Below are 13,075 nucleotides of genomic sequence, written 5' to 3' on the forward strand. Positions count from 1 at the left end.
GAAACCATTTCAGGAATCACCGCTCATGACCCAGTCTTTACGTCAGTTAGAGAATCACGAAGCGTTTATCGACCGTCACATTGGCCCGGACGCGCAGCAGCAGCAAGAGATGCTGGAGACCGTCGGCGCGAAGACGCTCCCCGACCTGATCGCCAGCATTGTCCCGCAGGATATTCAGCTTGCTGAGCCGCCTCAGATTGGCGCCGCGGCGACCGAGTTTGCGGCCCTGGCAGAGTTAAAAGGCATTGCCAGCCGCAATAAACGCTTCAAAAATTACATTGGCATGGGTTACACCGCGGTACAAACGCCGCCGGTGATTCTGCGTAACATGCTGGAAAACCCAGGCTGGTACACCGCCTACACGCCTTACCAGCCTGAAGTTTCCCAGGGGCGTCTTGAAGCGCTGCTGAACTTCCAGCAGGTCACGCTTGACCTGACCGGCATGGATATCGCTTCCGCTTCTCTGCTTGATGAAGCTACCGCGGCAGCCGAAGCTATGGCAATGGCTAAGCGCGTCAGCAAGCTGAAAAACGCTAACCGTTTCTTCGTGGCCTCTGACGTTCATCCACAAACGCTGGACGTGGTGCGTACCCGCGCGGAAACCTTCGGTTTTGACGTCATTGTCGATGATGCTGCGAAAGTGCTGGACCATCAGGATGTGTTCGGCGTGCTGCTTCAGCAGGTGGGCACCACCGGCGAAGTGCATGATTACACGGCTCTGATTGCCGAGCTGAAACAGCGTAAAGTTGTGGTCAGCGTAGCCGCAGATTTCATGACGCTGGTGATGCTGACCGCGCCGGGCAAACAGGGTGCGGACATTGTCTTCGGCTCTGCCCAGCGCTTCGGTGTCCCAATGGGCTACGGCGGCCCGCACGCGGCGTTCTTCGGCGCTCGCGATGAATTTAAACGTTCCATGCCAGGCCGTATTATCGGCGTTTCCCGCGATGCCGCTGGCCGCACCGCGCTGCGCATGGCGATGCAAACCCGCGAGCAGCACATCCGCCGCGAGAAGGCGAACTCCAACATCTGTACTTCCCAGGTGCTGTTGGCGAACATTGCCAGCCTGTATGCGGTCTTCCACGGCCCGGCTGGCCTGAAACGCATTGCAGGCCGCATCCACCGCCTGACCGACATTCTGGCCGCCGGCCTGCAGCAGAAAGGGCTGGTTCTGCGCCACAAACACTGGTTCGACACCCTTTGTGTTGAAGTGGCTGATAAAGCCGCCGTGCTGGCGCGTGCCGAAGCGCGTGAAATTAACCTGCGTAGCGACATCCTGAACGCGGTAGGCATCACTCTTGATGAAGCCACCACCCGTGAAGATGTTGTTGCTCTGTTCGACGTGCTGCTGGGCGATGCTCACGGCCTGGATATCGACAAGCTGGATCGTGACGTTGCCAACGACAGCCAGTCCATTCCGGCTCCGATGCTGCGCGATGACGAGATCCTGACCCACCCGGTCTTTAATCGCTACCACAGCGAAACCGAGATGATGCGCTACATGCACTCTCTGGAGCGTAAAGATCTGGCGCTCAACCAGGCGATGATCCCGCTCGGCTCCTGCACCATGAAGCTGAACGCTGCGGCCGAAATGATCCCGATCACCTGGCCGGAATTTGCCGAGCTGCACCCGTTCTGCCCGGCAAACCAGGCCGAAGGCTACCACCAGATGATCGCCCAGCTGTCCGACTGGCTGGTGAAACTGACCGGCTACGACGCGCTGTGCATGCAGCCGAACTCCGGCGCCCAGGGCGAATACGCTGGCCTGCTGGCTATCCGCCGCTACCACGAAAGCCGCAACGAAGGCAGCCGCAACATCTGCCTGATCCCAAGCTCTGCGCACGGTACCAACCCGGCTTCGGCGCAAATGGCGGGTATGGAAGTGATCGTCGTGGCTTGTGATAAACAAGGCAACATCGATCTGCAGGATCTGCGTGTTAAAGCCGAACAGGCGGGCGAAGCGCTCTCCTGCATCATGGTGACTTACCCGTCCACTCATGGCGTGTACGAAGAAACGATCCGCGAAGTGTGCCAGATCGTGCATCAGTTTGGGGGCCAGGTTTACCTGGACGGCGCCAATATGAACGCCCAGGTGGGGATCACCACGCCGGGGTATATCGGCGCTGACGTTTCACACCTCAACCTGCACAAAACCTTCTGCATTCCGCACGGCGGCGGCGGCCCGGGCATGGGCCCAATCGGCGTGAAAGCGCATCTGGCTCCGTTTGTACCGGGCCACAGCGTGGTGCAGATTGAAGAGATGCTGACCCAGCAAGGCGCGGTTTCCGCCGCCCCGTTTGGCAGCGCCTCTATTCTGCCAATCAGCTGGATGTACATCCGCATGATGGGCGCGGACGGCCTGAAGAAAGCCAGCTCCGTAGCGATTCTGAACGCCAACTACATCGCGACTCGCCTGAAATCCGCGTATCCGGTGCTCTACACCGGCGCGAATGGCCGTGTGGCTCACGAATGTATTCTGGATATTCGTCCGCTGAAAGAAGAAACCGGCATCAGCGAGCTGGATATCGCCAAGCGCTTGATCGACTTCGGCTTCCACGCGCCAACCATGTCGTTCCCGGTAGCGGGCACGCTGATGGTTGAGCCAACCGAATCCGAAAGCAAAGTGGAGCTGGACCGCTTTATTAATGCAATGCTGTCCATCCGCAGCGAAATCGACCGCGTCGTTGCAGGCGAATGGCCGCTGGAAGACAACCCGCTGGTGAACGCGCCGCACACTCAGGATGAAATTGTTGCCGAGTGGGCGCACCCGTACACCCGTGAACTGGCGGTCTTCCCGGCAGGTCTCAACAATAAATACTGGCCAACCGTGAAGCGCCTTGACGACGTTTACGGCGACCGTAATCTGTTCTGCTCCTGCGTGCCGATGAGCGAGTACGAATAGTTTTTACAGATTGAATCAAGGGCACTTCGGTGCCCTAAAGACTGCTGACAATCCTCTGGTGATAGTAGAAATGCTAGACGATTCGTCAAAAAAATAAGGAAAATCAATTTATTGATTTTCGGCTGATAATCACAAAGAGGAAAAAACCACGCTTTTTTCCTCTTTGTCATCAACCTTAAGGGCACTTCGGTGCCCTTTCTTGTTTCTGGAGAGTCGCATGAAGATAGCTTTGGTTACCGGCGGCAGCCGGGGAATGGGTAAAGCAACCTCGCTTTTGCTGGCTCAGCATGGTTATAAAGTGGTGGTGAACTACCTCCGCAATAAGCAGGCTGCGGATGAAGTGGTCAAGACGATCATTGCCCAGGGCGGAGAAGCGCTGGCGCTGCGGGCGGATATTGCCGATGAGCTGCAGGTGATGGCGATGTTCGCCGAAATCGATAACGCATTTGGGCCGCTGACCGCCCTGGTGAATAACGCCGGCATCTTGTTCCAGCAATCGACCATTGAAAACCTTACGGCGGAACGTATCAATCGCGTGCTGACGACAAACGTTACCGGATATTTTCTCTGCTGCCGGGAAGCGGTGAAGCGCATGGCATGGCATCACGGTGGGGAAGGTGGAGCCATTGTGAATGTCTCTTCTGCCGCGTCCCGCTTAGGCGCTGCTGGGGAATATGTTGACTATGCCGCGTCCAAAGGAGCCGTCGATACGTTGACCACCGGGCTGGCGGTAGAGGTTGCCGCGCAGGGGATCCGCGTGAACGGCGTGCGGCCCGGTTTTATTTATACCGAAATGCATGCTTCCGGTGGAGAAGCGGGGAGAGTTGATCGGGTGAAAACGGCATTGCCGATGCAGCGCGGCGGTCAGCCGGAAGAGATCGCGGAGGCCATTCTATGGCTGCTGAGCGAAAAGGCATCTTACGTGACCGGCACCTTTATTGATGCGGCAGGTGGGAAATGAGTTCGCTACGCCAGAAGAGGGTGAGACTGGCGTAGCGTCAGGCTTATTGCTTGCTCATGCTGTCTTTCGCCATACCGTCTTTGGCCATGCTGTCTTTGCCCATAGGGTCTTTGCTCATCCCGTCTTTCTTCATGCCATCTTTGGACATGCAATCTTTCTTCATGCCGTCTTTGTTCATGCCGTCTTTACAGGTGTGGGTCATTTTGCCCATGCCGTCTTTGGCCATGGAATCCTTGCTCATCGAGTCGGCAGCGTTAGCCCCGGCGATACCGAACAGCATGGTGGAGCACAGCAGGGCAGCGTAGATCTTTTTCATGATGTATTTCCTTGATTTTGCAGTGAGACAGAGAGTTAACTACCACCGAACCAGTTATAGCCCTGGTCTTCCCAGTAGCCGCCGGGGTAGCGATTGGTGACTTCAATGACCTGAATATGCTTCGGGTTCTTGTAGCCGAGTTTGGTAGGGATACGCAGTTTCATCGGGTAGCCATATTTGCGCGGCAGGACTTTGCCATCCCAGGTTAAAGCAATCAGCGTTTGTGGATGCAGCGCGGTGGCCATATCAATGCTGGTGTAGTAGTCATCCGCGCATTTAAAGCTGACGTATTTGGCTCGCAGGTCGGCGCCAATCCCTTTCAGGAACAGGGCAAAAGGGACGCCGCCCCATTTGCCGATGGCGCTCCAGCCTTCGACGCAGATATGGCGGGTCACCTGGCTGACCTGCGCCATCTGGTGCAGCTGTGTCAGCGTCCACGGGCGCTTGTCGGTAATTAGCCCGGCAAGCTCCAGGCGGTAGCTGTCGCCGTTGATGTCCGGCGCTTCGTCCTCGCCGTAAAAGGCGTTAAACGGGAAGTTAGCGTCGATCATGCTTTCCGGGTAAACCGGTGCCAGTTGGCTGCCGTTAAACAGCCAGGCCTGAATGCGGTCGTTAAAACGTGAAATCTTGCTGAGCGAACTTTCAACCGTGGCGTTATCGCTGATATCGCAGCCGGTGAGCATCGCGATGCCGCCGAGCGTTAAGCTCTGCTTTAAAAAACGACGGCGGCCTTCCTGCGTGAGCTGCTTATTAATCAGCTGCGTCGCTTCTTTAATGATTTCGTTTTTATCGCTCATGTTTCTTCCTCAGCGGCCACGGAGCATGGCGAGCAACGTGCGGGGCACCAGCGCCACCATCAGCAGATGAATCACCACGAAACCGACCAGGGCGGACATGGCATAAAAGTGGATAAACCTCGCTGTGTCATAGCCGCCAAGCAATTCTCGCAGCAGGGCAAACTGCACGGATTTCCACACGACGAGGCCGGAAATAACCAGTAGCAGGCTATCGGCGATAACAAACAGATAGGCCGCCTTTTGCACCATGTTGTAATGGCTCAGGTCAGCGTGGGCTAATTTCCCCCGCAGCGCCGCAAAGGCGTCCTGGAAGAATTCGCGAGGCGATAAGGGCCAGTATTTCTGCTTAAAGCGGCCGCTGAAGAGATTGCACAGCAGATAAATCACGCCGTTGACCGCAAACAGCCACATCCCGGCGAAGTGCCACTGCAGCGCGCCACCCAGCCAGCCGCCGAGTGTCAGTTCGTTGGCAAACTGGAAATGAAACAGCGGAGAGGCGTTATAAATGCGCCAGCCGCTGGTGACCATAATCAGGATCGCCAGCGCATTCAGCCAGTGGCAGAGCCTCAGCCATAGCGGGTGAATGAGCGTTGGGGCGGTATGCAGCGTTGAGCTTTCCATCGTCCGGCTTCCTCGTGATTCGATGCAGCGAGTATTGGCCAGATTTGTTCCCCATTGCCTCACGCAAAGTTAAATTAAATGTGACAACTTAACCGACGCGAGTTGTGTAAACTTTGGCTATGCCAGCGTGTGGGGACAGACAAAGTGAATCAGGCAAAAAAAATACTGATCGTAGAAGACGACGAAAATATCGCCGAGCTTCTGCAGCTGCATTTGCGGGAAGAAGGCTTTGAAATTGTGCATGCCGCCGACGGCAATCTCGGCCTGGAAAAGCTCAGGCAGGGCGGCTGGGATGCGCTGATTCTCGATCTGATGCTGCCCGGCGTCGATGGCCTGGAGATTTGCCGCTTTGCCAGAAGCATGACGCGGTACACGCCGATTATTATGATCAGCGCTCGCTCCAGCGAAACGCATCGCGTGCTGGGGCTTGAGCTGGGCGCGGACGACTACCTGGCGAAACCGTTTTCAATGCTCGAACTGGTCGCCCGCGTGAAGGCGCTGTTCCGCCGTCAGGAGGCGATGAGCCAAAACCTTAAGATAGACGCCGGCACGCTGACTTTTGGCCCGCTTACGATTGATCCGCTGGCCAGAGATGTTCGGCTGAATCAGATGCCGATAGATCTCACCCCGCGTGAGTTTGATTTGCTGTACTTTTTCGCCCGCAACCCGGACAAAGTGTTTTCGCGGCTGCACCTGCTCAACCAGGTTTGGGGCTACCAGCACGAAGGCTATGAGCACACCGTAAACACCCACATCAACCGGCTGCGTATCAAGATTGAAGATAACCCGGCGGAGCCGAATTTTATCCGCACCGTGTGGGGTAAAGGCTATAAGTTTACCGCCCTGATACGTGAGTAACCCTATGCGAATTCTTACGCTTTCCCGCCGCCTGACGCTGGTTTTTGCCGTGTTGCTGCTGACCGCCTGCGCCTTTTTGGGCTGGCTGCAGGTGCGTACCAGCACGCAATACAGCCAGGCCGTGATTCAGCAACTCTCCGGTGACCTGGCGCAGCACATCAACCAGAGCTACCCGCTGCTCGGGCAGGATGGGCTGAACAAAGACTCGGTCCGCACGCTGTTCGACCATCTGATGGCCGTTAACCCCAGCGTGGAAGTTTATCTGCTGGATAAACAAGGCAATATCATTGGTGATGCAGCCCCGGATGGGCATATTAAGCGCCATCAGGTCGATCTCGCTCCGCTACGGGCCGCGCTGAACGGCGGCAAATTCCCGCTTTATGGAGACGACCCGCGCAGCCTTGACGGGCAGAAAGTGTTTAGCGTGGCGCCGATGATGCGAGACGGCAAGCTGGAGGGCTATTTGTATGTGGTGCTGCTGGGGGAAACCTACAATCAGCTTGCCAACAGCGCTCAGTTTGATGCCGTTTTAAAGCTAAGCCTGTTTCTGCTCAGCCTGGTCTGCGTGCTGGGGTTGGTGGTGGGCGGCCTGGCGTTTCGCTGGATCACACGCCCGTTACGCGAACTTTCGCAGCACGTTAAGGCGCTGGAATCAGGAGGGATGGCCGAAATGCAGGCCATGGCGGCTCTGCCGCAAAATCCAGGAGGAGATGGGGATGAGCTGGCCCAACTGCGTCACGGGGTGATTGCTATGGCCGGGCGAATCTCCGAGCAGTGGCATAGCCTGACTCAGCAAGATCAGCTGCGGCGCGAGTTTATCGCCAATATCTCCCATGACCTGAGAACGCCGCTAACGTCGCTGCATGGTTACCTGGAAAGCCTCTCGGTCATGTCGGCTACGCTGAGCGAGGCGGAGAAAAAGCGCTATCTGGATATTGCGCTGGCCCAGAGTCAGAAGGTTGGGGCGCTGGCGCAGTCGCTGTTCGAACTGGCCAGGCTGGAATACGGGGTGGTGAAGCCACACAAAGAGAGCTTCTCCCTGAGCGAATTGCTGCAGGATGTGTTCCAGAAATTTGAGCTTCCGGCGCAAACTCGCCAACTTGAACTTTTAGCTGACATCCAGCCAGGACTGCCGCTGATTGAAGCCGATGTCAGCATGATCGAGCGCGTGTTGACTAATCTGTTGGACAACGCCATTCGCCATACGCCGGACAAAGGCATGATTTCAGTCCGGCTGTGGAAAGAGGTGGATAAAGTCATGGTGCAGGTCAGCGACAGCGGGCCAGGTATTCCGCAGGAGCTAAAAGAGGGGCTGTTTGTGCGGCCTTCGATTGTGAATCAATCCCGGCTCAGGGTTGGCGGGCTTGGACTGATGATTGTGCGCCAGATGCTGCAACTGCACGGCAGCGACATTTCGCTGGTGGACCAGCCAAAGCGCGGGGCCTGCTTCCGGTTTGGGTTGCCCGTTTAAATAAAAAAGGCGCCATGAGGGCGCCTTTTGCTTATCAACGCTAAACCACCTCCTATGGAGGTGGTGATCGTTTAGATATTCTCGCCATTGCTTGCGATCACTTCTTTGTACCAGTTGAAGCTCTTCTTGCGGGAGCGCGACATATCTCCAGTGCCGTCGTCGTGTTTGTTGACGTAGATAAAGCCGTAGCGCTTGCTGTACTGGCCGGTGGTAAACGACACACAGTCGATGCAGCCCCATGGCGTATAGCCCATCAGATCCACACCGTCGTAGGTCACAGCTTTTTTCAATTCTTCAACGTGAGCGCGCAGGTAATCAATGCGGTAGTCATCGTTGATGGTGCCGTCCGCCTCTACTTTGTCGTAAGCGCCAAAGCCGTTTTCTACGATGAACAGCGGTTTCTGGTAGCGTTCATACAGTTCACACAGCGCGTAGCGCAGGCCAACCGGGTCAATCTGCCAGCCCCAGTCGGAGGCTTTGACGTGCGGGTTTGGCACGCTGCCCTGGAAGCCGGAAAGCGCATCGCCGCTGCCGCCTTCGGCCTGAACGGCGTTCGTCATGTAGTAGCTGAACCCGAGATAATCACAGACGCCTTCGCGCAGGATCTGCTCGTCACCGGCTTCCATTTTAATGTTGAACTCGCGGCGTTCCCATTCGTTCAGTACATAAGACGGGTAATAGCCACGCAGCTGCACGTCGGTAAACACATAGCGTTCACGCATTGATTCTTGCGCAAACATTTGGTCTTCAGGCTTACAGGAGAAGGCGTACAGAGGCACCATGGCGAGCATGCAGCCGATTTTCATCTCAGGGTTGATGCGGTGGCCGATCTTCACCGCCATTGCGCTCGCCACAAACTGGTGGTGCAGCACCTGGTACATCACCTCTTCCGGGTTGTCATGCTCAGTGTAAACCACACCGGAGCAGCAGTAGCCGAACAGCGGCGCGCGCCAGTTACGCTGGTTATTGATTTCGTTAAAGGTCATCCAGTACTTCACTTTGCTCTTGTAACGCTCGAACACGACTTCGGCGAAACGAACAAAGAAATCGACCACTTTGCGGTTGGTCCAGCCGCCGTATTCGGTCACCAGGTGGTGCGGCATTTCGAAGTGGGAGAGGGTGATGACCGGCTCGATATTGTATTTCAGTAGCTCATCGAACATATCGTCGTAGAACTTCAGGCCAGCTTCGTTAGGCTGCTGCTCGTCGCCGTTGGGGAAAATGCGGGTCCAGGCAATGGAGGTACGGAAGCACTTGAAGCCCATCTCGGCGAACAGCTTGATGTCTTCTTTATAGCGACCATGAAAGTCAATTGCTTCATGGTTCGGGTAGTATTTACCAGGCACAACCTGCTGAGTAATCTCGCGTGGGACGCCATGGGCACCGCCCGTCAGTACGTCACAAATGCTTGGGCCTTTACCGTCTTTGTTCCAGCCGCCTTCCACCTGGTGAGCGGCAACCGCGCCGCCCCATAAAAAGTCCTTCGGTAACTTAAGTTGTTTCATATTCTTTCATCTCATTGTTAGCGCATAAAATAATGTGCGTAGGTTCACATCGTCGCGCTGAAAGTATTTTTTTTCTGCTTTGGAGTCTAACAAATGAAATGGGATTGTCACGATATAACAAATAGCGTGAATTGTGATTTGTCACAAACAAAAAACAGGGTGTTTTTTTATAGCATTCTTTTTGCCAGGCGGCGGCCAATGGTTTCAAGAATATAAATAACGGGGATTTGTGTAGTGATGTCATACACTCCGGCAATACGTACCGGTGGAATATGCCAGGAAATATTAAAGTCGGCTAACTTAGCCAGCGATGAGTTTTCATGGCTGGTGACAGACATCACTTTACAGTGGTGAAGGCTGAACTGGCTGGCAAAGCGCAGGATCTCCTCCGTCTCACCTGAAACGGAAAGCACAATAGCCAGCGCGTTTCGTGCCATATCATTGGTGACCGGAAAATAAGGATCATCAATATGGTTGCTAAATTTACCAACGTTTGAGAAAAAACGTGCACCATATTTAGCTAAAGCACCGGATGTTCCCGCGCCAACAAAAATAATACGCTCGGAGGAGCAAATAATATCAACGGCGTGGTCGATTAAATTATCGAATTCTTCATTATTGGTACTTTTAAAAAAACTGATAATTTCGCTACTGCCGAAATTAGCGGGCTGAATTTCCGTTTGCTCCAGATATAATTTAAAACGAACGCGAAACTCGGAATACCCTTCACAGTTGAGTTTGCGGCAAAAACGCAACACGGTCGTGGTGGAGACTCCTGCGGCATCCGCCAGCTCTCGAATGGTCATGTACATGACTTTGTCTTTGTTTTTAATGACAAAGTTGTACACCATCATTTCGAGGCCGTTCAGGGTGGCGATTGCCGCATGGGTAAACATACTTTTTCTTCCTGCTGGTACGGTGCTTACGGATGGCTGGAACTAACGCAGCCAGCCTTTCTCGTGCGCCCGATATAATTGACGCTCGACATGTTGCCACAATTCCGGCCAGCTTTCTCCCACCTGCGCATTGCGAGTTAATACCTGCTGCAGGGAAATATTATTCTCTCGCCAGCTCTGCCCTTCGTTATGCAGGTTAAGCAGAATAGGTAAAATGCGATCCAGCGCCCCGGCAAAGCGGGCGTCGGGCGTGGTGCCTGCCTCATATTCTTGCCACAAAGCCAGAAATTGTGGCCCCTGCGGCGCAGGCAACAAACCAAACAGACGCCGTGCCGCCGCCGCTTCTTTTTCGGCGATGGCTTCACGGGCCGCAATGTCATAAACCAGCACATCGCCAACATCGATTTCTACGATGTCGTGCAGCAGCGCCATTTGGATCACGCGCTGAATATTCACCTCTTTTTCGGCCCAGGGGGCGAGGCTCATTGCCGCCATAGCGAAGTGCCAGCTGTGCTCGGCAGAGTTTTCATGTCTTTCATGACCGATGATTTTGGTGCGACGCTGAACCAGCTTCAGCTTATCAATCTCCATCAGGAAATGGATAACTGCACTCATTTCACCAAATGCCTGTTGCATCGTATTTTCCCTGTTTTTTGGCTGTCGTTTGATTGTAAAAGAAATCCTCCAGGCTGACGAAGGGAGTCGTCACAGACGCTCACATATTTATTTTAGCTTACATGTGTTCACTGGAATCATTCTCAGTTAGGCTAGGAACGCCGCGTTATTCTTCTTTATCTCGGGAGGAGCCAGATGGCTCGTAAACCACTTGTCGCGCATGGATATTCTCTGGCAGAGGAAGTAGCCAATAGCATTAGCCACGGCATTGGGTTGGTGTTCGGTATTGTTGGCCTGGTGTTGTTGCTGGTGCAGGCGGTCGATGCCAATGCCAGCGCAACGGCAATTACCAGCTACAGTCTTTACGGCGGCAGCATGATCCTGCTGTTTCTCGCCTCAACGCTTTACCACGCTATTCCACATGAGCGGGCCAAGCGGTGGCTTAAAAAATTCGACCACTGCGCCATTTACCTGCTGATCGCCGGCACGTATACCCCGTTTTTGCTGGTAGGGCTCAACTCGCCGCTGTCGAAGGGGCTGATGATTGTTATCTGGAGCCTGGCGCTGGCGGGGATCCTGTTTAAGCTCACCATTGCACACCGGTTTAAGGTGTTGTCGCTGGTGACCTATCTGCTGATGGGCTGGCTGTCGCTGGTCGTCATCTACCAAATGGTCGTCAAACTGGCACCGGGCAGCGTTACGCTGCTGGCGATTGGCGGTATTGTTTACTCGCTGGGGGTGATTTTCTACGTCTGCAAACGTATTCCGTACAATCATGCCATTTGGCATGGGTTTGTGCTGGGCGGCAGCGTCTGCCATTTCCTCGCGATTTATCTCTATATTCGTTAAAGCGTCTGACTCGCCAAAATCAAATTACTGAGCCCCGGTTTCGAGGCTCAGTGTTCGATTAATTTTCTTCCAGAGAATAGGGCAGTGGCGCCAGTGAGAGCTTGCTGTTTGCATCATCACGCACGCGCAAGACGCTGTTCGGTTCAAGATCGTTGTTCATTACCGCCTGCACAACAAGACGGCCATCTTCCAATCGTGAAGCGGCCAGCACGGTGCCGGTACGACGCCAGTTTTCACCCATCTGCAACTCAAGATCTTCGCCTGCTTCAGGCACGCGGCTTGCGCTCCCGGCCAGCAGCCAGAGTGCGCGTTTATTTGCCCCGCGGAACTTGGCTCGGGCAACCATTTCCTGGCCGGTGTAGCAGCCTTTTTTAAAGCTGATACCGCCCAGCGCCTGAAGGTTTGTTGCCTGTGGAATAAACTGAGCGCTGTTTACACTATCAATGACCGGCAATCCACCCTCGATATCCAGCGTCAGCCACTGCTGGCTATCATTACGCTGTGCTTCTTCACTGAGTTTTTCGGTTAACGTCTGAGCTGTTTCTTCATCAGTAACAATCAGGAAGCGCTCCGCCGGCAGGTTCAGCCACAGCAGCGTCGTTGCGCCGTGCTGAACAACCTGAGTCTCTTCATCCGGCAGCGTTTCGAAAATGGCTGCAAGCGCAGAACGCGCCTGGAAACCCGCCAGCCCTAACAGGACGCTGGCGTCATCCGCATTGAAAGTAACTTTGGAGAAAACGGAATATTTCTTCAGCTCTGTAAGCTGGGCGTCACGCAGGTTGCGGCGTTCAATAAACGCAAAGCCTTCGCCCCGATGGAACAGACGCAGGTTACTCCACATCTTCCCTTTGGCATCGCAATGGGCGCAGAGCAGATGCTGGCCCGCGTCAAGTTTCGCGACGTCGGCAGTCACCTGGCCCTGAAGATATTTCTCAGTGTCTGCACCTACGGCAGTCACGAGAGCCCAGTCGTCGAGCGTCATTAGTGTCAGCGGTAGACGGGCGGCGGCACTGGGCTGGCGAGGAGGAAACGGATTAAAAGCCATAACAAAGATCCCGGGTTATCCAACGGTTTAATTTCTCAATGGTAAAAGAGCCAGAGGGCAATGCAAGCAGTTTGATAACGCCATTCGTGCGTTTGCGTGTTGCCTCGGGGAATCTTGTGCAATCGGTGCTGTTACACGGGTTTGTGTGGGGAAAGCGCGCACAATGGAACATTCAGGTAATCCCGGTGACGAAAACACGTTACACTAACTCCGTACCCAACTTGATGGCTAAGCAGGAAAGT

12 protein-coding genes are annotated in these 13,075 nt (G+C 54.7%); 5 read left to right on the plus strand and 7 right to left on the minus strand.

Annotation, left to right across the window (positions count from 1 at the left end):
- Positions 1 to 25 precede the first annotated feature (25 nt).
- Both gcvP and AAIE03_RS23060 read left to right on the plus strand, forming a co-directional pair.
- Positions 26 to 2,899, plus strand: coding sequence for an aminomethyl-transferring glycine dehydrogenase (gene gcvP, locus AAIE03_RS23055; protein ID WP_336708720.1), 2,874 nt, complete (start codon positions 26 to 28; stop codon positions 2,897 to 2,899).
- A gap of 217 nt (positions 2,900 to 3,116) precedes the next feature.
- Complete coding sequence (locus AAIE03_RS23060) at positions 3,117 to 3,860, plus strand: SDR family oxidoreductase (protein ID WP_166995274.1); 744 nt, start codon at positions 3,117 to 3,119, stop codon at positions 3,858 to 3,860.
- A gap of 43 nt (positions 3,861 to 3,903) precedes the next feature.
- Here AAIE03_RS23060 and AAIE03_RS23065 read toward each other — a convergent pair whose 3' ends face one another.
- Genes AAIE03_RS23065 through AAIE03_RS23075 form a run of 3 tightly spaced genes read right to left on the minus strand, consistent with a single transcriptional unit; the run spans position 3,904 to position 5,594 of the window.
- Positions 3,904 to 4,176, minus strand: a complete 273-nt coding sequence (locus AAIE03_RS23065) for a pentapeptide MXKDX repeat protein (protein ID WP_008461611.1) — start codon at positions 4,174 to 4,176, stop codon at positions 3,904 to 3,906.
- A 35-nt stretch (positions 4,177 to 4,211) separates the two neighbouring features.
- On the minus strand, positions 4,212 to 4,973 hold the full coding sequence (locus AAIE03_RS23070; RefSeq protein WP_336708722.1) for a molybdopterin-dependent oxidoreductase: 762 nt from the start codon (positions 4,971 to 4,973) through the stop codon (positions 4,212 to 4,214).
- A 9-nt stretch (positions 4,974 to 4,982) separates the two neighbouring features.
- The gene (locus AAIE03_RS23075; RefSeq protein WP_008461613.1) at positions 4,983 to 5,594 is read right to left on the minus strand and encodes a cytochrome b/b6 domain-containing protein; all 612 of its coding nucleotides are present in this window, start codon (positions 5,592 to 5,594) and stop codon (positions 4,983 to 4,985) included.
- Positions 5,595 to 5,738: 144 nt separating this feature from the next.
- On the opposite strand from AAIE03_RS23075, the gene AAIE03_RS23080 reads away from it, so the two are divergent.
- Together AAIE03_RS23080 and AAIE03_RS23085 are read left to right on the plus strand one after the other, a co-directional pair.
- On the plus strand, positions 5,739 to 6,452 hold the full coding sequence (locus AAIE03_RS23080) for a winged helix-turn-helix domain-containing protein (protein ID WP_008461615.1): 714 nt from the start codon (positions 5,739 to 5,741) through the stop codon (positions 6,450 to 6,452).
- 4 nt (positions 6,453 to 6,456) lie between these two features.
- A complete protein-coding gene (locus tag AAIE03_RS23085) occupies positions 6,457 to 7,923 on the plus strand; it encodes a sensor histidine kinase (protein WP_336708725.1) in 1,467 nt (488 codons plus the stop codon).
- A gap of 71 nt (positions 7,924 to 7,994) precedes the next feature.
- Here AAIE03_RS23085 and AAIE03_RS23090 read toward each other — a convergent pair whose 3' ends face one another.
- From AAIE03_RS23090 to AAIE03_RS23100, 3 genes are all read right to left on the minus strand, one after another.
- A complete protein-coding gene (locus AAIE03_RS23090; RefSeq protein ID WP_166995278.1) occupies positions 7,995 to 9,428 on the minus strand; it encodes a 6-phospho-beta-glucosidase in 1,434 nt (477 codons plus the stop codon).
- Between the two features lie 167 nt (positions 9,429 to 9,595).
- Positions 9,596 to 10,324: a MurR/RpiR family transcriptional regulator gene (locus AAIE03_RS23095; RefSeq protein WP_336708727.1), complete on the minus strand. Its 729-nt coding sequence runs from the start codon at positions 10,322 to 10,324 to the stop codon at positions 9,596 to 9,598.
- 42 nt (positions 10,325 to 10,366) lie between these two features.
- Entirely contained in the window at positions 10,367 to 10,960 is a 594-nt protein-coding gene (locus AAIE03_RS23100) for an HD domain-containing protein (RefSeq protein ID WP_166878201.1), read from the minus strand.
- Between the two features lie 174 nt (positions 10,961 to 11,134).
- Here AAIE03_RS23100 and trhA point away from each other — a divergent pair, with 174 nt between their 5' ends.
- Positions 11,135 to 11,788 carry a PAQR family membrane homeostasis protein TrhA gene (gene trhA / locus AAIE03_RS23105; RefSeq protein ID WP_008461624.1) on the plus strand — a complete coding sequence of 218 codons (654 nt, stop codon included), beginning with the start codon at positions 11,135 to 11,137 and terminating at the stop codon, positions 11,786 to 11,788.
- Between the two features lie 58 nt (positions 11,789 to 11,846).
- On the opposite strand, the gene ygfZ is transcribed toward trhA, so the two are convergent.
- A complete protein-coding gene (gene ygfZ, locus AAIE03_RS23110; RefSeq protein ID WP_336708729.1) occupies positions 11,847 to 12,833 on the minus strand; it encodes a tRNA-modifying protein YgfZ in 987 nt (328 codons plus the stop codon).
- Between the last annotated feature and the right edge of the window lie 242 nt (positions 12,834 to 13,075).

The organism is Pantoea sp. Ae19-2 (genome assembly GCF_059801205.1).